Consider the following 22,377-nt stretch of genomic DNA (forward strand, 5'->3'; position numbering starts at 1 on the left):
TTGTTCGATTCTACTTTTATCCACTACGCAACTTTATTGTTTTGCATATAATGTTCAATCCGTTTCATCGCTTCTTCTAAATCTTGCATACTAGCTGCGTAACTCAACCGTACGTAACCCTCTCCGCCTACGCCAAAAGCAGCACCAGGAATAATTGCTAAGCTTTCTTTTTCAGCCAAGTCTACACAAAATTCCATCGAGTTTTTTATATAACCTTCTGGAATTTTTGCAAAAATATAAAAAGCACCGGTCGGTTTAGCTACTTCATAACCTAAACGATGTAACTCTCCATAAACAAAGTCACGACGTTTGCGATATTCTTCTTTCATAGGTAAAGCATCATCAAATCCGTCGGTCAGCGCATTCACAGCGGCTAACTGTGCCGAAGTGACTGCCGAAGTAACCAAATATTGATGGGTTTTTATAATTTGTTTCGTCAATTCTTCCGGCGCAAAAATCAAACCTAAACGCCAGCCAGTCATCGCATGGGATTTAGACAAACCATTAAGTAAAATCGTTTGTTCACGGAGATATTCGGCAATGGATACATGTTCTCCTTCATAAGTTAATTCACTATATACCTCATCACTAATGACAAAAACTGAATACTTTCTCAATACATCAGCTATAGCTTGCACTTCTCCACGAGAATAAGTCACACCGGTTGGATTGCTTGGATAATTTAACACAATCGCTTTGATTTCATCTCCGTATTTTTGTAATGTTTCTTCTAACACTTCAGGTGAAAGAATAAAATCGTTCACGCTTGTGTCAATATAAATAGGCTGGGCTCCTGTTAAGGTAATAATAGGTTCATAGCCGGGAAAAATTGGAGAAGGTACAATCACCTTATCACCAGCTTCTAAGACACTTATTAAGCTTGCAGCGATTCCTTCTGTCACACCAACACTAACTAGTACTTCTGATTGAAAATCATAGGATAAATTATATTTATCATGAACAAACCGAGCAGCTGCTTTTCTAAGCTGGGCAACACCAGACATCCCTGTATAGTGACTGTAATTTTCTTTTATTGCGTTAATTCCTGCCTCTTTAACATGCTCAGGCGTATTAAAATCTGGTTCACCTAATGTTAATTTCAAAATATTGGGTATCGTTGAAACACGTTCATCAAATTGACGGATCATAGAAACCGCGATTTGATCTAAACGTGGATTAAATCTTTGAGAAACGTCTGCCATTTTTATCATTCCTTTAACATAAACTTGTAATTCTAGTTGTTGTTATCCTATCATAATTTAGACTAAAAACGTAGAAAATTCAAAAATTTCTCATTTTTCTTTTTAAAAAAAAGAGGCCGAAATAGAAATTTACAATTTTACTTCTTTCAGTCTCTACACTCATTTTATTTTATATAAATTTTGTCCACTATTAAGTGATCAGATAAGTGCTCGCTTTTATCCTGTTTACCCATAATTTCAGCAACAACATTTTGATCATTTGATTTTTGTCGCAATTGATAGACAATTTTTCCAGACTGTCTTAGCTCATTGATCATATCTGTTACACCGCCAAACCCAGTTTTCCTAGTAATAAAACCATTGGAAACCATACGCTCATCTAACGTTTTTGCTGAAATACTGGAAGCTGTCATTAAACTGTTCTGTAAGCGTTGATATAATTCTTCTAAACCTGTATCAACAAAGTGCTCTTGCGGTGTGCTTGAAAAATCTTTTGTCTCACTGCGTAACGCATCTAACTCTTGTAATAAAGTTTCATATTGATTTTGTGTGAGCATGACTCCCGCTACTTTTTCTCTATTAAATACATACACAGCAGTACCTGCTTGTTTGGCTTGTTCAAATACCTCCATAGGTGAGCGTTTTACTTCTGTAATAGAAGAAGTTGGCACTTCAAGCTTTTTTAATTCCATTGCACTGCCCTCCTTTTTTCATCAAATTTATTATAGCATAGGCAGTTGGGAGGTTTACAGTTTCAAGTAATAAAAAATGAAGAATGCTGATTCACATCCTTCATTTTTTAACCTTAAACTGCTTTAGCTTTATATCCAGTATCGTTAATTTTTTCTGCAATCTGCTCACTATTAACTTGTCCTTCATCAAATTTAACTGTACCATTACTTCTTTTCAAATGTATCTTTACTTTTTGAATGCCCGGTAGTTCATTAACCGCATTTTCAACGCGTGCAACACAATGACCACAACTCATTCCTTCGATAGAAAACTTCTGCTTCATACTTTAGCTTCCTTTCTTTATTTATTCTTTACAGATACATTGCCCAGGAATACAATTACAAGCAATATCTGCTACTGCCATTTTTTCCGATAAAATATCTTGGATATTGTCAATATCTTCTTGCGTCAATTCTGCCTCTGAAATCATATCAGCAATTGTGCTTCCTACCTTTTTAGCACATATATGTGAAAAAATATTTTCTGTCGCACTACGAACAGTCTCTTCTTCAGTAACTTTTGCAGTATAGACAAATTTTTTACCTAGCTGTTCGGTCTGTAAAATATCTTTTTTAACAAGTCTACCTAATAATGTTTTTGTCGTCGCTAGCTTCCAACCTTTGGAGCTGCTTAACAAATCATTGATCGTTTTTGCATCAGCACTTCCCTTAGTCCAAATAACGCGCATAACTTCCCATTCGGAATCGCTGATTTTAATAGGTTCTACCAATGTGTTCATAAGTCTGCTCCTCTCTTACTTAACAAGTTTACATCTGTAATCAAAATTTGTCAAAGGATTAATTTTTCCACAATTATTCTATATAAAAAAATTGGAAGTCTAATAAACCAACTCCCAATTTTTATTTTTTCTCATGTTTATTTTTATGTTTTGTCTTATTTAATATTTGTTGGCGGTGTCTACGATTACCTACAAATTTCAATGTGTGCATTAATGGCTGTCGATTTTCACCTACTAAACCAATTAGTTCAATGAATAATTCTAGACCAAATAATGTACTGATTACAAGTAATATAATTGCCCAAGTACTAGCATAATTCATTAATAGTGCAATCAGGGCAAACACCATAGCCAAAGCATAAATCGTAAGTACCGCACCACGATGAGTAAATCCTAAAGAAAGCAAGCGATGATGTAAATGCATTTTATCAGCTGATGAAATCGGCTTTTTATTAAAATAACGACGTAACATTGCATAAACAGTATCCGTAATAGGAACGCCCAAAATAAACATAGGAGTTAAAACCGAAATAAATGTCGCATTTTTTAACCCTTGCAAAGAAAAAACAGAAATCATGAATCCTAAAAACAAAGCCCCTGTGTCTCCTAAAAATACCGTTGCCGGGTGAAAGTTATAAGGAAAAAAGCCGGCGATCGCAGCTACTAGAGAAAAAATCATAATCGCAAGTGGAACACCGTTGGTTGGCAAAAAGAAATAACTAATTAGACCAATGGTTACTAAAGCAATCACTGCTACACCACAAGCCAAACCATCTAAACCGTCAATTAAATTTACGGCGTTGGTAATCGCCAGTATCCAAATAAGTGTCATAGGCAAACTCAACCAACCCAATTGAAAGGATCCCAAAAAAGGAATTGAAATCGTATCGATAGTGATATCTCCAATAAAATAAATCACCAAAGAAGCGACAATAATCCCTAATGTTTTTTGCATTGGTGTTATCTCAAAGATATCATCAGCTAAACCTGTTAAAATGATAATAAAAGCAGCAATTAGCATTGGCCAAATCTGCTTTGCATCTAACATATCATTAAATTCCCACACAATAGCCACAACAAATGAAATAAAAATACTTAATCCACCTGCTGTGGGCATTGTTTTCTCATTAATACGACGTTCACCAGGACGGTCGACAGCGCCGATTTTAAAAGACAATAATTTAAGCAATGGCGTTAAGATAATTGATAAAAACATTGTCGCAAATAATTTTAATATAAATTGAAACGTGAAACCCATTCGTTTTTCTCGCTTTCATTCATCTTTTTTACTTCAGAAAATCTTGTCACTTTCTTTCAATTCGCCATTATAAAACTCTTCCATCGAAGCATTCAACACACTACCTAAAATAATGATCATAGCTGCAAAATTTAGCCATAACATCAAAACAACAAAACTTCCGATAATTTGATAACCACTTACTGTGGTCGCAAAATACCTAGCATATAAACCAAATACTTGTGACAACAATAACCAACCAATTGTCGCAAAAATTGCCCCAGGAAGAACTGAACGTAGTTTCATCTTAACATTAGGTATCATCCAATAAATAATCGCCATTAGTAAGAATAAAGCAACAAAAGTAAGCGGCCATTTCACCGTTTGGAATATATTTACAAACGAATCAGGGATTGCAAAAATCGGTTGTATAGCATCCAACAGCACTTGCCCTGCACCAATAATAAGTGATAAAGCAACCATTGCAAACAAGAAAAGAATCAAAACGAGTACAGAAAGAATTCTCGCAACAATACCTGTACGTTGTTCGACACCTAAACTTTTGTTCATTGCTTTTTGTAAAGCGTTGATACTTTTACTTGCAGACCAAATTGTGGTAATTGCCGAAATAGACAATAATCCACCTGAGCTTTGGGTAAGTAAGTCTTTGATCGCAGGACCTAAAAATTGGTAAATTGTACTTGGCATAATTTCTTGAATATATGGCAATACGGAACTAGGATCAATACTTAAAAAGGGGAGAATATTTCCCACAGTAATTAATAATGGAAAAAGAGATAATAACAAATAATAAGCCACTACAATTGAATAAGTGGTAAATTCGGATATCTTAACTCTTTCTTTTGCAATACTAAAAAATCTCGAAATGTTCTTCTGATCGTTACCAACTTCGTTTTTACTCATCGCCTTCTCCTTTTAGTAACTGCCTTCTTCACCTTGTGAGGTCAAGATACGTGGGCCTTCTTTAGTAAGCGCTAAACTATGTTCATATTGACAACTTAACCCGCCATCTTGTGTATATGCGGTCCAACCATTTGAGTCCATTTTCATTTCCCAAGTTCCAGTATTAATCATAGGTTCAATTGTAATGACCATACCTTCTTTTAAGCGAAGTCCTTTGCCTTTTTTTCCATAGTGTGGAATCGTGGGTTCTTCATGAATTGTAGGACCTATACCATGGCCAACAAAATCACGTACCACACTAAAGCCTTCTCCTTCAGCATATGTTTGAATAGCATGACCAATATCACCAATACGATTGCCCACTTGTGCTTGTTCAATACCAAGGTATAAGGCTTTTTTAGTAACTTCCATTAATTTTTTTACTTTTTCTGAAGGTTTTCCAACCACATATGCCCAACATGAATCAGACACGGCACCTTTTAAATCAACGCACATGTCAACTTTTATTAAATCGCCCTCTTTTAAAGCTTTCTTCCGCGGAAAACCATGACAAATCTCATCATTAATACTTGTACAGGTAGCGTACTCATATCCTTCAAAGCCAATTTGTGCCGCAATTCCACCGTGGCTTTCAATGTAATCTCGCGCAAATTCTTCGATATCCCAGCTAGTTACACCAGGCTTAATAAATGACCGAAGTTGTTTATGTACATCCGCTAGTAAGGCCCCAGATTCATCCATACTATCAATTTCTCTATTTGATTTTAGCGTAATCATATTTTTGTCTCCTTTATTGAAATCTTACTTATTTTACCACACGCGCTTCTTTTTTTCCAAATTCAAAGGAATAAAACGCAAAGAGATATTTCACTTAAGATGTTTTATTTGCTATAATAATAAAATAATAGGTATAAAATAAATATACATTTTCGCTTGCGATAATTAGGAGGAAACATATGACTTCAGCAAAAATTATTTATGGTAGTTTAACAGGAAACACAGAAGTGATTGCTGATATTGTCTGTGAAGCTTTAGAAAACTTAAATATCGAAGTAGATATTGACGAATGTACTCAAATTGACGCTGAAGAATTTAAAGAAGCTGATATTTGTATTATTGCAGCTTACACTTATGACGAAGGCACAATCCCAGAAGAGATGCTAGATCTTTATGAAGACTTACTACAATTAGATTTACAAGGTAAAGTATTTGGTGTATGCGGTTCGGGGGACACTTTTTACGAAAACTATGCTACAGCAGTAGATAGCTTTGAAGAAGCCTTTTTAACCGCTGGTGCTAAAAAAGGCACTGAAAAAATCAAAGTTGATTTAGCCGCAGAAGAAGAAGATATTCAACAATTGAAAGCTTTTGCTTCCGAATTAGTTACAACACAGCAAGCAATGATATAAAAAAAGCAAGAGCATTCTTTAGAATGAATGTCCTTGCTTTTGTTTTAATGAAATTTAAAGCTTGAAAAAGCTTGATTTAATTCATCATTATTGGTTGTTAGATTTTTAATTGTTTCTGTTAATAAGATTTTAATTTCTTCATTCGTTGGTTTCATAATATTGGCAGCAGTTAGAGCAGCAAGTCCTGTCACTACAATCCAAAAACCTGCGTATAAAGCAGAAAGCTTATCTTCCGGCAAATTTTTATATTCTGGAATTTGTTGAACCAGATTGACAAAATAATCAAAAGAAAACTTCTGAATGGATTTATCGCCTAAACCTTCCTCTAAATATAAAGCTTTATACAACTTCTTTTCTTTAGTGGCAAACTCAATGTAGTTAAAACCTAAGTCGACTAATTTATTCTCGGAGTGTTCTTTTGGAAGGACCTCAGCAGAAAGGTAGTCGAAAATTTCTTTGAGTAATGCTTGCTTTAAGTCTTCCATGTTTTTAAATTCTAGATAAATCGGTTGGGTGGAGCACTTCATTTTGGCCGCGATATTTCGTGCAGTAAATCTGGCGAAGCCTTCTTTTGCAACAACTTCATAAGCCGCTTTTAAGATCTGGTCTCTTGTGATCGTTTTCTTTCTTGCCATTTGTTTCTGCCTCCTTAAATGACGAGTACTGTTATTTATCATTTTATTCATTCTACCATTTTTTTCCAATAATTCAAAATTACATGTTACTTTTCTTTTCAAAAAACTGTTAAATCCGATAAAATAAGACATTTATACTTATCTTATTAAGCTAAGTGTAAAATTTATTGAGGTATCCTCTAGACGAATAAAAAAGAAACCGTTACTCTATTCATTGGGCTGTGACAGGCACTAATGAACAAAGGCGGTTTCTTATGGATTCTATTGTAACAGATTTAGTGGAAGTAATGAAGAAGGAAACGAATTTTTTAGCAAGAGAAAGAGCCATGATGATCTTTTTTACACAACTTATAGCGACCATTACCCAACTAGCTTTTCAAACGCTTGATGAAGAAATTTGTGCGCAATGTAAGAAAGAAGGCTTTCGCGTCGATCGTAAAAGCGAAAGAACCATCACCTTCTTGTTTGGTCCCGTGACCTATGTTCGTCGGCGAATGAAAAATCAAGCCAACGACATTCGTTACCCTTTAGATGAATTTCTAGGGATTCGAAAAGGCCTTCGTTATAGTTCGCTGGTTCTGCGAAACGTGGCTCAATTAGGCAGTAACATGGTCTATCGTCATGTTTCTCAAGCGATCGACTGTTTAACTTCTTGGCAGATGAGTCATCAAAATGTGCAACAATTGGTGGTTAAAACGGGCGAATTCATCCAAGCCAGAAGCACGCATGAAAGTCGTTATGAGGGCGTGATCCCCAAGAAAAAAGTGCCCTATTTATATCTGGAAGGAGACGGCGTAAAGATCAACGGACAGAAGAAACAATCTCTTGAAGTTCACCGTTTTCAAGTGTGTGAAGGCAGCCAGAAAGTAGGCAACCGTTCGGAAATGATCGCCCCGCACTTTGTGAGTCATCTGAATCGGCAAAAAGCATACAAAGAAATGATGGCCTATCTTCAAGCCTATTATGATTTAAGTCATACCGTGGTCATTTCCAATAGTGACGGCGGTTCGGGTTATGAAAAAGCGGTGTTTGATGAACTGGCTTTAGGTTGTTTGCGTCATGAACACTTCCGTGATCGATACCATGTCCACCGGAAAATCAAGGAACGAATGGCTTTTGTTCCCCAGCTCCAACATCGAATGATACGAGCGATTGAACATTATAATTGGCAAGAGGTCCAGCTGGTTTTAGATACTTCGGAAAGCTTGATTGAAGAAAAGGAGGCCGAAGCGTTAGAACATTTACGTTTACTGCATCACTATCTTCAAAGAAGTTGGCCTTATTTAAAATCATTGAAAGCACGAGGAATCAGGGACCCTAAAGCTTGTATTGGCACGATCGAAAGTACCCATCGGAAAATCACCTATCGCATGAAGCGCCAAGGTCGTTTGTGGACAACAACTGGGGCCCAAGCCATGATTCGTGTCATTGATAGTTTAAGAAACCAAGAATTGGAAGGTTGGTTGAACCAATACGAAGCCCTTCCGAATGATGTGGTTGCCCAGGAAAAACGTTGGCACGCTATGAAACGTTGGGTACAGAAAAAGCCTCGTTTCCAAGCCCATGAAGGTGCATTTAAAGGACAGATTGGCGAAGGAAAAGCGAAAAGTGCGCCTTTAGGCCAATTCGCCAAAGGATTAAATCAATTACTAATGACTCCGAGTTATCTCTAATAAAAACTTGTTTTTGTTAGAGATGATGAGGGCAAACCGAACGAAAGTGAGGTTGAAAGATAACTTTGTGTCTGCCCCAAAGACGGTTTTTTTATTCAACCTCAATAAACTTGACACATACATTAAGACGATAATTTGTTTCTATAATATCTTAATGTTATTATATTAAAGTATTATAAAGGAGGAATAAAAGATGAATTCCGCAAAGTTTAAAGAAAATTTAGATAAATATGCGCACTTAATTGTAGAAATGGGTGTTAATGTACAACAGTCTCACACAGTTGTTTTACAAATCAATGTTGAACAAGCGCCGCTAGCCCGACTTATTACAAAAAAAGCCTATGAACTTAAGGCTGCTGAAGTAATTGTTGAATGGTCAGATGAAATCATTCAAAAAGAATTTTTAGCACATGCTTCCTTCGATCGGATTGAAGACTTTCCTCAATATAAAATCGAGCAGGCAGATGAATGGCTAAGAAAGGGTGCTAGTCGTATCTCTGTTATCTCTTCTGACCCTGGTGCATTAGCTGATGTTGATAGCCAGCGAGTGGCAGCTTATCAAAAAGCCGCTGGTAAGGGTTTAGCTAAATTACGCAAAGCAACGCAATCAAATCAGGTGAGTTGGACCGTTGTAGCAGCCGCCGGTGAGAACTGGGCCCAAAAGGTATTTCCAGACCTAACAAAAGAACAAGCTGTAGACGCCTTATGGAATGAAATATTTAAAACCGCGCGAGTAGACCATGAAGATCCGGTAGCTGCTTGGAAAAAACACGATGACGCTTTAGAAGCAAAAGCTAATGAATTAAATGAACAACAGTTTGACACGCTTCATTATAAAGCCCCCGGCACCGATTTAACGATTGGGCTTCCAAAAAATCACCTATGGGAAGGCGCTGGTAGTTTTAACGCTAGGGGTGAAAAATTTATTGCAAATATGCCCACTGAAGAGGTATTTACGGCCCCTGACAGTCGACGTATTGACGGTTTTATTTCAAGTACAAAACCATTAAGTTATGCAGGTTCTATCATCTCAGGAATGAAATTTACTTTTAAAGATGGTAAAGTCATTGATTTTTCCGCGGAAAAAGGGCAAGATGTCTTAAAAAATTTGTTAGAAACAGATGAAGGTGCCAAATCTCTTGGAGAAGTCGCTTTAGTTCCTGATCCCTCGCCTATTTCACAATCAGGAATCATCTTTTTTAACACTTTATTTGACGAAAATGCCTCCAACCACTTAGCATTAGGTTCTGCCTATGCCTTCAATCTTCAAGATGGAACTGAAATGAGCGATGAAGAACTTAAAGAACGTGGATTAAACTTAAGCCAAACACATGTTGACTTTATGGTAGGTTCCAATCAAATGTCAATCGACGGCATCAAAGCAGACGGTACAGTTATCCCCGTTTTTCGCGATGGCGATTGGGCTTAATAAGAACCACCGGCAAAAACGGAGATTCTTCGTTTTTGCTTTTTTTGTAAAATTTCGTTTTTCTAAGAGGTACAAGTATTTTGCGTAGTAAAAGCGATCAATATTTGTTAAAATCAACTTCATACAGAAGGGATGAAAAAAATGACCCCAAATAGGGAAGATTACCTCAAATTAATTTTAGAGCTTGGTGGTGATCAATCAAAAATCAATAACAAACAAATCGTTTCAGGGCTTGATGTATCAGCAGCTTCTGTCAGTGAAATGATCAATAAACTGGTAAAAGAAAACCTGGTAGAACACACCCCCTATCAAGGTGTTCACCTGACAGACAAAGGGTTAGAGAAAGCTAGTTCGCTCGTTCGCCGTCATCGTCTTTGGGAAGTCTTTTTAGTTGAGCATTTGAAGTATAGTTGGAATGAAGTTCATGACGATGCAGAGGTACTAGAGCATGTAACCTCTGAAACACTTGCTCATCATTTAAACGAATACTTAGAACATCCAAAACATTGTCCACATGGTGGAATGATTCCTAAAGAAAACCAATTAGTTCATGAGAAAAAGCGAGAAAAGCTTACGGATTATCCGGTAGGAACAAAAGTACGCATCGCACGCGTCTTGGACGAACGTGAATTGTTAGATTATCTAGTCGATATTAATGTAAGTATTAATGAAGAATACACGATTACCGACGTTGCTGCTTATGAAGGACCGATCACTATCCAAACGCAAGCTAAAAGCGTGCAAGTTAGCTATAAAGCAGCAAGCACCATATTTGTTGATAAAATTTAAGAACGACTCTGGTTAATTTTATTAAAGGAAGTGCAAAAAATGGAAACAAAAAATGTATTGATGACTATATTCGGCGGAACTGGCGATTTGGCAAGGCGTAAATTATATCCTTCTTTATTCCGTTTATATCAAAAAGGAGACTTAAACGATGATTTTGCAGTTATCGGAACCGCACGTCGCCCATGGAGTGATGAAACTTACCATCAAGTAATTAAAGATTCAATCGCAAGTTTTGAACCATCAGATAAAGAAGCACAAGATTTTGCTTCTCATTTTTATTATCAGTCACATAATGTTAAAGATACAAGTCACTATGATGTATTGAAAGAATTAAGTGATCAATTGGATGAAAAATATCATATCCAAGGCAATCGGATTTTTTATCTAGCGATGTCCCCCAACTTTTTTGGCACTATTGTCTCCCACTTAAAATCTCAGGGAATGATGAATACAAAGGGTTATCATCGGGTGATCATTGAAAAACCTTTTGGTAATGATTACCAATCTGCTTTTAAATTAAATGAAGAAATCAACCAAGTCTTTGCAGAAGATGAAATTTACCGAATCGATCACTATTTAGGTAAAGAAATGATCCAAAATATTTCAGCAATTCGTTTTGCGAACTTGATCTTTGAATCTATTTGGAATAATCGATACATCGATAACATTCAAATCAGTCTGGCTGAAGAAGTAGGTGTTGAAGAACGCGCAGGTTATTATGACAAAAGCGGTGCATTAAAAGACATGGTTCAAAACCATATTTTACAAATGTTGTCACTACTTGCTATGGAACCACCTGTTGCTTTTTCTGAAAAAGGTATAAGAGCAGAAAAAATTAAAGCTTTAGATTCTATTCGTATGTATTCAGAAGATGAAGTAAGAAACAACTTTGTTCGAGGTCAGTATACTGAAGGTGAAATTGATGATCAACATTTTAAAGGCTATAGAGACGAGGAAAATGTCGATGAAAATTCTTTAACGGAAACTTTTGTTGCCGGAAAATTTTTAATAGATAATTTCCGCTGGTCAGGTGTACCTTTTTATATCCGTACCGGAAAGCATTTAACAGAAAAAGGAACACGTATTAATATCGTCTTTAAACAAGTTCCAGTGAATGTTTTCAAAAATTCTATTACCGGTCCACATAAACAAAACCAATTGGATTCCAATGTTTTGACGATTTACATTCAACCTACTGAAGGCTTTTCCTTAATTATGAATGGTAAGGAAATTGGCCAAGGTTTTCAAACAGAGCCAGTAAAATTAGAACATCGTAATAGCGCCGATATTATCGAAAACACACCAGAAGCTTATGAAAAACTATTGCTTGATGTTTTAAATGGTGACGGTACAAACTTCACTCACTGGGATGAAGTTGCGCAATCTTGGCGAATTGTCGACCGTATCCGCCAAACTTGGGATAAGGATCAACAGACTCCTCCTGGCTATCCAGCCGGTACAATGGGCCCTAAAGAAGCCTATCAATTACTTGAAAAAGATGGCCGACACTGGATTTGGGAACCTGATGAATGGTATCGTCAACGTGGTTTGTTAAAATAATATAGCTAAACAAAAAATTTCCGGACAAGATCTTGTCCGGAAATTTTTATGTTATAAAGCCTTTATTTCTAAATACTATTCAAAACTTGCTTGAACTGCTTCAGGATATTCATCTTCTACGATAGCAGCACAATGGCTACACATAGTCGGGAAGTTTTCATTTTCTCCTACACTGCTTCTTACTTGACGACAGCGTTCGCAAACTGGACCATCTGCTTTTTCAACTAAAATGGCTACATCATCAAATACTACAGCCTCTTCGGGTACCTCTTTACCAACTTCTTCAACTTCAAAGAAGTCAGGAGAAACAATCAATAATTGAGCAATATTAGCATCTGTAGCTGTTAACATCGATTTTACTTGCTCGTTTGGATAAATTGTTACTTTAGCTTCCATTGATTTACCGATTAGTTTTTCATCTCTAGCAATTTCTAATGCTTTTAATACTTTATCACGGAAGTTCATAAATGCCGTCCAAATATCCATTAATTCATCCTGATTTGCATAAACTTGATAAGCAGGAAAATCTGTTAACTGTACATATTCTGTTTCTTCTTTTAAATAAGACCAGATTTCCTCAGCTGTAAATGGAATAATTGGCGTTAGCAATTTAGCAATTGCCACTGTCGCTTCGTAAAAAACAGTTTGCATACAACGACGTGAATAACTGTCTTCTTCTTCAATATAAACAACATCTTTAGCAAAATCCAAATAAAATGAAGATAGGTCAACCGTAATGAAATTCAAAATCGTACGATAAACGTGCAAAAAGTCATATTTTTCATAACCATTATCTCGTACTTCTTTAATTACTTCATTTAAACGAACCATCATATATTTATCGACTGAACGTAAATCAACAAATTCTACACTATTTGTTTTTGGATCAAAATCACTCGTATTAGCTAATAAAAATCTTATCGTATTTCTAATCTTACGATAGACTTCTGATACTTGTTTTAAGATATCCATAGAAACTCTAACATCAGATTCATAATCAACACTGCTAACCCATAAACGTAAAATATCAGCACCCATTTGTTTAATCACTTTATCCGGAACAATGGTATTTCCTAGCGACTTACTCATTTTGCGGCCCTCGCCGTCTAGAGTAAATCCTTGGGATAACACCGATTTGTAGGGTGCTTTACCACTAACGGCCACACTAGTAGTGATACTGGAGTTGAACCAACCACGATATTGATCCGAACCTTCTAAATACATATCAGCTGGGAAGGTCAATTCATCTCTTTGACGTAACACACCTGCATGAGAAGAACCAGAATCAAACCAAACGTCCATAATATCTGTTTCTTTAGTAAACGCTCCATTAGGCGAACCTGGGTGGGTAAAACCTTCTGGCAATAAGTCTTTGGCCTCACGTTCAAACCAAACATTAGAACCATATTTTTCAAATAATTGTGCTACATGTTCAACCGTTTCTGGGGTAATAATCGCTTCTTCATTTTCCGCATAGAATATAGGTAGTGGCACGCCCCAAGCACGTTGTCTTGAGATAACCCAGTCACCTCGGTCGCGGATCATATTATACAAACGTGATTCTCCCCATGGGATAATCCAGTCAACTTTCTCAATTTCATCTAAAATATTTTGTCGGAATTGATCAATCGAAGCAAACCACTGCGGCGTTGCCCTAAAGATAACTGGTTTTTTTGTGCGCCAATCATGAGGATAACTGTGGACATAAAAGTCAAGATTTAATAAAGCACCCTTTTCTTTTAATAAATCAGTTACCATGGGATTTGCTTTATCATAAAAAATTCCTTCAAAACCTGGTGCTTCTTCGGTAAATACCCCTCGGCTATCAACCGGTGAGAGAACTGGAAGTCCGTACTTCTTAGCTACATAATAGTCATCTTCCCCATGACCAGGTGAAGTATGTACCAAACCTGTACCAGAATCTAAAGTGACATGATCTCCTAAAATAAGTAAAGAAGTACGATCGTAAAAAGGATGTTGGGCTGTCATATTTTCCAACTGCTGTCCTTTAAATGCTTGTAGTATTTCTACATTATCCCAACCCAAAACTTCTTGTACTTCATCTAATAAGTCCTTAGCAACCACATACTTATTACCATCTGCATTGACTTGTACATAATTAAAATCTGGATGAACCGTAATTGCTAAGTTAGATGGAATTGTCCAAGGTGTTGTTGTCCAAATAATAAAGGATGTATTTTCATCTAAAAGATCTTTACCATCTACTATTTGAAAACTAACATATATCGAAGGTGATTTGATATCTTTATACTCGATTTCTGCTTCTGCTAAAGATGACTCACTTGAAGGAGACCAATAAATTGGCTTCATTCCTTTATAAATATAACCTTTTTCGGCCATCTTACCAAAGACACGAATTTCAGCTGCTTCATAGCTAGGAGCTAATGTTAGATAAGGGGCTTCCCACTCTCCTTGTACTCCTAAACGTTTGAAATCATCACGCTGTTTATCAACTTGTGTCATCGCATATTCATAACATTTTTTCCGATACTCGGCAGTAGTCATTTCTTTTCTTTTAATGCCTTTATTCGCCAGTACTTGCTCGACAGGAAGCCCATGTGTATCCCAACCAGGAACATAAGGTGCCCGGTAATCTGACATAGATTTTGCTCGGATGATAATATCCTTACTGATTTTATTTAACGCATGACCAATATGAATATTTCCATTGGCAAAAGGCGGGCCATCGTGTAAAACAAAAGTAGGCTTGCCTTCATTTATTTTTTGTCGTCTTTCGTAAATATTGTTTTCTTCCCATTCTTGTTGCCAATTTCCTTCACGGTTAGGTAAATTGCCGCGCATTGGAAATTTAGTCTTTCCTAAATGAAGTGTATCTTTCATTTTCATTATAGTATCATTCTCCTTTATGGTTATTTTAGCAAATAAAATTGTACGACAAAAAAACGCTCGCCCAAAAGGGACGAACGTGTCGTGGTACCACCCAAAGTTTAAAAATATTGCTATTTTCCTCTAGAATCTTTAACGAGATTACCCGTTATCCCCTAATTTTTAGTTCAGGAATAAGATTTGTAGATGATCTAACAAAATGCAGAGTTTATCGGACTTTCACTATCACCGACTCGCTTTAAAAAATACAAACTGTTTTGCTGTTCTACTTATTATCGACCGTATTCTTCTGTATCTTCATGATCTTCTGTGGAAACTGGAACAACTCGATTGCTCGATTCCACAACCGACACATCTTCTTGTTCATCTTGTGTGTCTTGTTCTTCTGAAGAAGGTTGCTCAGTATCTACTTGTTCTGAGTTTACTTCAGAATCATTTTCCTTGTCAAGTTCTTCTGCCAATATTTCACGAAAAACTTCATGACTATCTTGTACATAACTTGAAAATGGCGCAAGAATCTCATCCCATTCAGGGCTTTTTACTTGTTCTAACTGCGTTTCAAGCATCAGAGATAGATTATTATGAAAGACCCTGGTTTTCTTTTTCAAGTCGTTGGTTTCTGTAGTCAATTCACGAGCTTTTTGTGTTGCGTCGCTTAGAATTTCTTTTGCTTTTTCTTGTGCCGCTTCAGTTAATTGATTTGCTTGTTTTTCTGCATTGGCTACTAATTCGTCTGCTTTATTTTGAGCGGAAGTAACGACTACTTCAGATTCTTTATTAGCGCTTTTTTTCACTTTGTCTGCTGTATCTTGAGCGACAACAATCGATTGATTCAACGCATCTTTTAATTCATTGAAATATTCTAGTTTTTCTTCTGAGTGTTTCAATGATTTTTCTAATTCTCGATTTCTTTGTACGACTTCTTCATAGTCCTTGACGATAATATCCAAAAAGTCGTCGACTTCATCTTTTTCGTAACCTCTCATTTTTGTTTGAAAGTTTTTATTTTGAATATCTAATGGAGTTAATGCCATTTTTATACACCTCTTTATTTTATTTACGTAAAACGCCTAGATCCAAGCGGATTTTCCCTTTTTTGGTTGTACCTTCTATCACTTGAATCTGCAAACGACCAAAACCTCGTATAGATACAATATCTAAAAGATCCAATACAAAATCTGGCCGTTGCGTTGGCGCCCAGTTTACTTTCACTTTTCCTGTTTCAGTTAACTGCTTTGCACGTTGCCTTGAGATATTAAATACCGTTGAGATTACATTATCCAAGCGCAAAGAGCTTACAGTTGTATTTTCATTGGTCCATCCATCTTTGGGTATTAAAATATCTACATAAGATAGCTCTTCTAACCGAACTTTTACATTGCCTATTTTGCTTAATTGTAATTGAACATAACTGCTAATTTCTTTAGCAATAAAGACTTGCCAATTTTCCCCATCTGATATAATATCTCCCAGAAATTCTCTTCGAATACCTGTACCAACCAAACTCCCTAATATTTTTCCGTGACTCAACACAGTAAATTTCTTAGGATAATGAACATTAAATAAATCAATTTCAAAATCTTCTTGGCTGGGTTCATAGTAATTAGGAAAAATTAAACAGCGACTTCTTTCTGCCTCTTCATATCCTCCAAAAAACCGAAATTTCAGTTCTGATTCTTGCCTTACAAGCGTTTCTAGAATAAATGCTTGTCGAGGATCCAAAAACTCGGTCAGTACTGGAGCATACTGCATATTTACTTGTTCGATCCAATCTTCTACGGTATCAATAAACGGGCGTTCTTCGCTTCTAAAATGCTGATATACGTTTGCATCCATTACTTTCCCTCCCCGTTAAAAGATCGATCCAATAATAAGAGATAGTGCTTGTACAGCCAGTTGAAGAACAATAATAGCAAAAGCTATATTAAAATTGACAGGACCAAGTGATAAATTTAAATGGTCAAATAAACTCAAATATGGTTCACATATTTTACGTAGGAAGCGACCAATGGCAGAATCATAACCACCTGGAAACCAAGATAAAAGTGCATATACTACAAGTAAAATTGTATACAAATATGCAATATCATTTATTAAACTGACTAATCGATAAATTACGATGTTATTTCCTCCTCCATGCTATAAATCAAACAAATTACTTTCGACTAATGATTGTGCTGTACCATCAATTTCAACTTCTTTTGGTGTACACAAAAATATTTCATCGGCCACCCGTTTGATATCTCCATCTTCAGCGTACACAGTGCCTGTTAAGAAATCAACAATACGACGAGCTTGCTGCTCTTCAATCAAGCGAAAGTTAACTAGAACCGATTCACCACCAATAACATGTTTAGCAATCGTCATTGCTTCCGAGTAAGCCCTAGGTTCGATAATCATAATCTTACCTGATTGACTTTTTTGCGTTTGCTTTACTTGGTTTGCTTTCATCGCCACAACATTGTTATCGGATCGATTAGGTGCTTGTTGTTTAGGACTTTGCTCATTATTGCTAGTTTTTGTCGTAGGTGAATTTGCTTGCATTTGTTTTTTAGGTTGTGATTTTGTTTGTACTGGTTTTCGAACAGCCGGCCCGTTAGAAGCTTGTGGCTGTGGTTTTTTAGGCTGACTCTTTACCGTTTTGTTAACCGGTGCAGCACTACTTTGCCGTGGTGGTACTGATTTATTTTGCCCTGTTTGATAACTGTTTGTATACTCTTCATCTTCCAAACCGAAAAAGTTTGAAACTTTCTCCATAAATGACATAGCACGCCCTCCTCCTAATCCTTGAATAAAGCTGTACCCACTCTGATAAATGTTGCCCCTTCTTGAATTGCAACTGAAAAATCATTACTCATTCCCATACTTGTTTGGGTACAAGGTGCAAAAGATAAATTCTTTTTTTGAATTGTTTCTTGTAACTTTTTCAACTTAGCAAAAATTTCATGTTGTTCTTTTTTACTTGAATTTAGCGGAGCCATCGTCATTAAGCCGACAACTTTTATTTTATCAAGCGTTTTTAACTGTTCAATAAAATCCAGCAAGTTTTCAGAAGTAACGCCTTGTTTTGACGACTCACCACTCACATTAACCTCTACAAAACAATAAATTGTCTTTTCTGCTCTTTTTTGGATTTCATTGGCTAGTTTTATACTATCCAAAGCATGAAAAAAGTCAATCTCATTTATGACTGATTTCACCTTTCTACGTTGCAAATTACCAACAAAATGCCAGGAAAGATTAGTAAAATCACGCATCTTTTCCTTTTTGCTTAAAAATTGGTCTACTCGGTTTTCAGCTAAATGGTCCACACCCTGTTTAGCTAATTCTATGGTTTGACCAAGATCTACAGACTTTGTCACACCCACCAATGTAACATCTGAGCGCAAACGTGAAACAAGAGCACAGGAATCCTGCATCTCTTGCTTAACCTTACGCAAGTTATCAGAAATCATGTGCTCTTCCCCCTTTATCTTTTACGACGGAAAAATGGTGGTGTATCTAACTCGTCATCATCTGATTTTGATGTTTCTCGTCTGAAAGTATCAAAATCTTTTTTTTCGATTTCTTCATATTGAGTATCATCGATCTTGGGACGAACATTTTCTTCTTTTCGAATATCCCAATCAGAAAAATCATTTTCTTCTTTTTGCTTAGGTTGTGCTTGATCCATGTCAAAAATTGGTCTTTTCTCGCTTGCTTGATTTTGGTTTTGTCTAGAAGCGCGTCCGGGCTTTTTTTCGCTTTTTGTAGGGTCGATGCCTGTTGCAATGACAGTCACACGAATTTCATCTTCTAGATCTTCACTGATAGAAGTTCCTAAAATAATATTCACATCACCGGTGGAAGCACCAGCAACAATATCAGAAGCATCTTGTGCTTCAAATAAAGTCATATCCAAACCGCCTGTGATATTAAGTAAAACTTGTTCTGCTCCGTCAATCGATGTTTCTAATAGCGGAGAAGAAATAGCTTTTTTAGTAGCTTCTACAACACGTTCTTCACCACTGGCAATACCAATGCCCATAAGTGCTGTTCCTTGGCTTTTCATTACTGATTTTACGTCGGCAAAGTCTAGATTGACATAGCCAGGAGCAGTAATTAAATCAGAAATTCCTTGAACACCTTGACGTAAAACATTGTCTGCTTCACGGAAAGCTTCAAGCATTGGCGTCTTTTTATCAACAACTTCTAACAAACGATTATTTGAAATAATTAGTAAAGTATCTACATTTTCTTTTAATTTTGCAATACCTTCTGCCGCAAAATGACCACGTTTAGGTCCTTCAAAAGTAAATGGCCGGGTTACAACACCGACTGTCAAAGCATCTAATTCTTTAGCAATACCTGCTACAATCGGAGCAGCACCAGTACCTGTGCCGCCTCCCATACCAGCAGTAATAAAAATCATATCCGCTCCGCCTAAAGCTTCGCGAATAGCGTCTTCACTTTCTTCAGCTGATTTTTCTCCAACTTCAGGCTGGGAACCAGCGCCTAAACCTTGTGTAAATTTTGGACCTAATTGAATAACGGTCTCTGCTTTTGAATTTTTTAAAGCTTGTACATCTGTGTTGACAGCAATAAACTCAACACCTTTAACATTTTCTTCAATCATCCGATTCACCGCGTTGCCGCCACCGCCGCCAACGCCGATCACTTTGATTACTGCACCCTCATTGAGGTTACTATCCATTGAAAATTCCATAATCTATCTCCCTTTCGCGCTTGTTATTCAAAAATATTCGAGAAAAAGTTTTTGACTTTATCGCCAAGTCCTTCTTTTTCTTCTGCTTCATCTGCTTCTTGATAATCTGGTTCTTCTGGTTCATATGTCGGTTGTTCGTAAACTGCTTCTCTAGTATAAGCTTGCGAACTTTGCTCAACTTGAGTTGTTTCACCCGTTACTGCACTTTTAGTTAGTTGGTAAACTTCTCCAAGTTCAGCAGCATATTCCAGGATACTAATAACATTTGTAAAAACTGGATTTCGAAGTCCCATATGATTTGGCACATGAAGTTTTACATTAACTCCAAATACCTCTTGCGCCAAATCGACCACTCCTGGAAGACTTGCTGCTCCACCAGATAAAATAACCCCTCCTGGTAATTCGAGGGCTTCAATTTCATCAAGCGCATCTTTTGCTTTTATAAAGATCTGTTCAATACGAGCTTCGATAATTTCAGATAAATAACGTTCATCAACATTTACCGGTTCTGATTGTCCGATGACATCTACCGGAAATTCCTCACTGGTAGAAGTTCTGTCAGGATAAGCATCTCCGTAATTGATTTTCAATGCTTCAGCATTGTTAAACGATGTATTCAACACGGTAGAAATGTCTTTTGTAACAAACTCTCCGCCTTCTTGATCCACATAAGTAAATTTTAATTGTTTATCATGCATGACAGCAGCTGTAGTCTTTCCACCACCGAGATCAATAACCGTCGTGCCAAAATCTTGTTCACCATCTGAAAGAATCGAACTGGTTAGTGCTAATGGTGTAATAACCATTTCATTTATATATAAACCTGCTTCTTCTACACATTTGCGAACATTATGAATCACTGTTTTGGGGCCAGTAAAAATCAAGCCATTCATCTCTAAACGTACGCCAATCATGCCTCTAGGATCTTTGATTCCTTCAAAGCCATCAACTGTAAAGTCTTGTGGCAAGATCGTAATAATTTGTCTTTCAGGAGGGATAGAACGGACAAGCGCTGCTGAAGCTACATTACGCACATCTTCATCTGTAATTTCTTTTGACTCATTATTAACAGCGATCATACCTTGACAATTTTCAACTTCTAAAAGATTGGCAGGCAAACCAACACAGACATTACGGATTTGTATTCCGGCCTTTTCTTCTGCCTGAGCAACTGCTCGCTGAATTGCTTGAACTGTTTTATCAATATCAATCACAATACCGCGATTGATCCCTTCTGATTTTGCATTTCCTACACCAATAATGTTCATTTGGCCTTCTATATACTCAGCTACAACAACTTTAACTGAAGTTGTACCGATATCTAGACCAACATACATTCCAGTTTTTGCCATGGATGGGATTCCCTCCTACTTTTTTACCTACTATCGAGAACAAATAACGTTCATATTTATTTTTATAAAGTCTCCTAATATTCACTGTCACTAATTTTACCATAGTTCAAGCGTTTTGAGAAAGAAGTTAATGAAAAATATTCAGATATTTATAGGAAAAATTATATTTTTTATTCTGAAGCTTCTTGTTCTTTGTCATCTTCTTCATTTTTCTCATCATAAGGACGTGCAAAAATACCAACTTCCATGTCAATTATACCTTTTTCATCCATTTCCTCTGCAACCTGTGGATAGTATTCCATCTGTTGATCCATATTCGAAACATTAAGAATCACGCGGTTGCCATCGTTCATGAAAATAGTGATTAATTCATCGTTATCTTCAGTCGGCGTATAGTTAATTTGAGAAACACCACTTTGTATTTCTTTTGGTAGCTTGTAATAATTTTTGATCGTCGCCATGATGTGATCTTGTTCTTTAAAATCTTCCAATATGACCTTTTCTTTATCCGCTTTTTCCTGGGGTTCTTGAACAATTTGTCCATTTTCTAAAATAGGAAAATATTTACCATCTTTCGCCAATAAAGAAACTTCTTGATGTTCGGTTACATTAATTTTAAATTGATTCAATGAAGAAAAACTGATTTTAGCGTTTTTTATTCTCGGAAAGTTATGAATTAACCTTCTGGTAAATTGATCTCGATCAAAATACTGACGCCACAGATTTTGATTAAGTTGTAAACCTGAGGAAGCAAAGATTTCTTTTGAAGCAACATTTTGATTTCCTGCTACTTCAACCTTAGCTAAACTATTCAGTGGCGAAACATAGTAAAGAGTAAGCAGAAGTGGTACGGCAAAAATCGTTACGATCGTAATTAAACGTTTATGTAATTTTTTATTCCGATAACTCTTTAACTTAGGAAGTCGATCAGCAAAAGAAACACGTTCTTTTTTTTCTGCTTCTTCAAAACTTGTCTTTGTCGACGTATCTTCTTCTACTGTTTTAGGATTTTCTAAGTTTGTTTCTTGATTAGTTTCGCTTGTTTTTGAATTTTTTTCTTCATTACCTCGTTCTTTTAAATAATGCAAGTGCTCTTTTTGCCAAGGAGTTAATTCATCTTGAT

At 36.4% G+C, this 22,377-nt stretch carries 22 protein-coding genes; 5 read left to right on the forward strand and 17 right to left on the reverse strand.

Going from position 1 to position 22,377, the window contains the following annotated elements; translation table 11 throughout:
* Window positions 1-23 precede the first annotated feature (23 nt).
* From AC806_RS08325 to map, 7 genes are all read right to left on the reverse strand, one after another.
* Window positions 24-1,202, reverse strand: a complete 1,179-nt coding sequence (locus tag AC806_RS08325) for a pyridoxal phosphate-dependent aminotransferase (protein ID WP_061841350.1) — start codon at window positions 1,200-1,202, stop codon at window positions 24-26.
* A gap of 164 nt (window positions 1,203-1,366) precedes the next feature.
* Complete coding sequence (locus AC806_RS08330) at window positions 1,367-1,894, reverse strand: prevent-host-death protein (RefSeq protein WP_014124170.1); 528 nt, start codon at window positions 1,892-1,894, stop codon at window positions 1,367-1,369.
* Between the two features lie 113 nt (window positions 1,895-2,007).
* Entirely contained in the window at window positions 2,008-2,217 is a 210-nt protein-coding gene (copZ, locus tag AC806_RS08335; protein ID WP_014124168.1) for a copper chaperone CopZ, read from the reverse strand.
* Between the two features lie 21 nt (window positions 2,218-2,238).
* A complete protein-coding gene (locus tag AC806_RS08340) occupies window positions 2,239-2,673 on the reverse strand; it encodes a CopY/TcrY family copper transport repressor (protein ID WP_014124167.1) in 435 nt (144 codons plus the stop codon).
* A gap of 121 nt (window positions 2,674-2,794) precedes the next feature.
* On the reverse strand, window positions 2,795-3,931 hold the full coding sequence (locus AC806_RS08345) for a glycosyltransferase family 4 protein (protein ID WP_014124166.1): 1,137 nt from the start codon (window positions 3,929-3,931) through the stop codon (window positions 2,795-2,797).
* A gap of 33 nt (window positions 3,932-3,964) precedes the next feature.
* A complete protein-coding gene (locus tag AC806_RS08350) occupies window positions 3,965-4,834 on the reverse strand; it encodes a YihY/virulence factor BrkB family protein (RefSeq protein WP_014124165.1) in 870 nt (289 codons plus the stop codon).
* Window positions 4,835-4,846: 12 nt separating this feature from the next.
* The gene (gene map / locus AC806_RS08355) at window positions 4,847-5,611 is read right to left on the reverse strand and encodes a type I methionyl aminopeptidase (RefSeq protein WP_061841353.1); all 765 of its coding nucleotides are present in this window, start codon (window positions 5,609-5,611) and stop codon (window positions 4,847-4,849) included.
* A 179-nt stretch (window positions 5,612-5,790) separates the two neighbouring features.
* On the opposite strand from map, the gene AC806_RS08360 reads away from it, so the two are divergent.
* Complete coding sequence (locus AC806_RS08360; protein ID WP_014124163.1) at window positions 5,791-6,243, forward strand: flavodoxin; 453 nt, start codon at window positions 5,791-5,793, stop codon at window positions 6,241-6,243.
* Window positions 6,244-6,287: 44 nt separating this feature from the next.
* Here the strand turns inward: AC806_RS08360 and AC806_RS08365 are convergent, their stop codons facing one another.
* Window positions 6,288-6,878, reverse strand: coding sequence for a TetR/AcrR family transcriptional regulator (locus AC806_RS08365; protein ID WP_014124162.1), 591 nt, complete (start codon window positions 6,876-6,878; stop codon window positions 6,288-6,290).
* A gap of 254 nt (window positions 6,879-7,132) precedes the next feature.
* On the opposite strand from AC806_RS08365, the gene AC806_RS08370 reads away from it, so the two are divergent.
* From AC806_RS08370 to zwf, 4 genes are all read left to right on the forward strand, one after another.
* The gene (locus AC806_RS08370) at window positions 7,133-8,551 is read left to right on the forward strand and encodes an ISLre2-like element ISTeha1 family transposase (protein ID WP_069029132.1); all 1,419 of its coding nucleotides are present in this window, start codon (window positions 7,133-7,135) and stop codon (window positions 8,549-8,551) included.
* A gap of 193 nt (window positions 8,552-8,744) precedes the next feature.
* Window positions 8,745-9,980, forward strand: coding sequence for an aminopeptidase (locus AC806_RS08375; protein WP_069029133.1), 1,236 nt, complete (start codon window positions 8,745-8,747; stop codon window positions 9,978-9,980).
* A gap of 141 nt (window positions 9,981-10,121) precedes the next feature.
* Window positions 10,122-10,769 carry a transcriptional regulator EfaR gene (gene efaR / locus AC806_RS08380; RefSeq protein ID WP_061840382.1) on the forward strand — a complete coding sequence of 216 codons (648 nt, stop codon included), beginning with the start codon at window positions 10,122-10,124 and terminating at the stop codon, window positions 10,767-10,769.
* A 39-nt stretch (window positions 10,770-10,808) separates the two neighbouring features.
* A complete protein-coding gene (gene zwf, locus AC806_RS08385) occupies window positions 10,809-12,329 on the forward strand; it encodes a glucose-6-phosphate dehydrogenase (protein ID WP_061840383.1) in 1,521 nt (506 codons plus the stop codon).
* Window positions 12,330-12,404: 75 nt separating this feature from the next.
* Here zwf and ileS read toward each other — a convergent pair whose 3' ends face one another.
* From ileS to AC806_RS08425, 9 genes are all read right to left on the reverse strand, one after another.
* Window positions 12,405-15,197, reverse strand: coding sequence for an isoleucine--tRNA ligase (ileS, locus tag AC806_RS08390; protein WP_069029134.1), 2,793 nt, complete (start codon window positions 15,195-15,197; stop codon window positions 12,405-12,407).
* 272 nt (window positions 15,198-15,469) lie between these two features.
* On the reverse strand, window positions 15,470-16,231 hold the full coding sequence (locus tag AC806_RS08395) for a DivIVA domain-containing protein (RefSeq protein ID WP_061840385.1): 762 nt from the start codon (window positions 16,229-16,231) through the stop codon (window positions 15,470-15,472).
* Window positions 16,232-16,250: 19 nt separating this feature from the next.
* The gene (locus tag AC806_RS08400; protein ID WP_014124156.1) at window positions 16,251-17,033 is read right to left on the reverse strand and encodes a YlmH family RNA-binding protein; all 783 of its coding nucleotides are present in this window, start codon (window positions 17,031-17,033) and stop codon (window positions 16,251-16,253) included.
* Window positions 17,034-17,048: 15 nt separating this feature from the next.
* Window positions 17,049-17,318 (reverse strand): YggT family protein, encoded by a 270-nt coding sequence (locus AC806_RS11755; protein ID WP_282957121.1) that lies wholly within the window; start codon window positions 17,316-17,318, stop codon window positions 17,049-17,051.
* 18 nt (window positions 17,319-17,336) lie between these two features.
* Entirely contained in the window at window positions 17,337-17,963 is a 627-nt protein-coding gene (locus tag AC806_RS08405) for a cell division protein SepF (protein ID WP_014124154.1), read from the reverse strand.
* 14 nt (window positions 17,964-17,977) lie between these two features.
* Window positions 17,978-18,652 carry a YggS family pyridoxal phosphate-dependent enzyme gene (locus AC806_RS08410; protein WP_014124153.1) on the reverse strand — a complete coding sequence of 225 codons (675 nt, stop codon included), beginning with the start codon at window positions 18,650-18,652 and terminating at the stop codon, window positions 17,978-17,980.
* A 14-nt stretch (window positions 18,653-18,666) separates the two neighbouring features.
* Window positions 18,667-19,902, reverse strand: a complete 1,236-nt coding sequence (gene ftsZ, locus AC806_RS08415) for a cell division protein FtsZ (RefSeq protein ID WP_069029135.1) — start codon at window positions 19,900-19,902, stop codon at window positions 18,667-18,669.
* A 23-nt stretch (window positions 19,903-19,925) separates the two neighbouring features.
* Window positions 19,926-21,254 carry a cell division protein FtsA gene (ftsA, locus tag AC806_RS08420; protein ID WP_069029136.1) on the reverse strand — a complete coding sequence of 443 codons (1,329 nt, stop codon included), beginning with the start codon at window positions 21,252-21,254 and terminating at the stop codon, window positions 19,926-19,928.
* Between the two features lie 170 nt (window positions 21,255-21,424).
* Window positions 21,425-22,342: a cell division protein FtsQ/DivIB gene (locus AC806_RS08425; RefSeq protein WP_061840388.1), complete on the reverse strand. Its 918-nt coding sequence runs from the start codon at window positions 22,340-22,342 to the stop codon at window positions 21,425-21,427.
* Between the last annotated feature and the right edge of the window lie 35 nt (window positions 22,343-22,377).

Origin of the sequence: Tetragenococcus halophilus (assembly GCF_001712815.1) — a bacterium.
GTDB classification, from domain to species: domain Bacteria; phylum Bacillota; class Bacilli; order Lactobacillales; family Enterococcaceae; genus Tetragenococcus; species Tetragenococcus halophilus.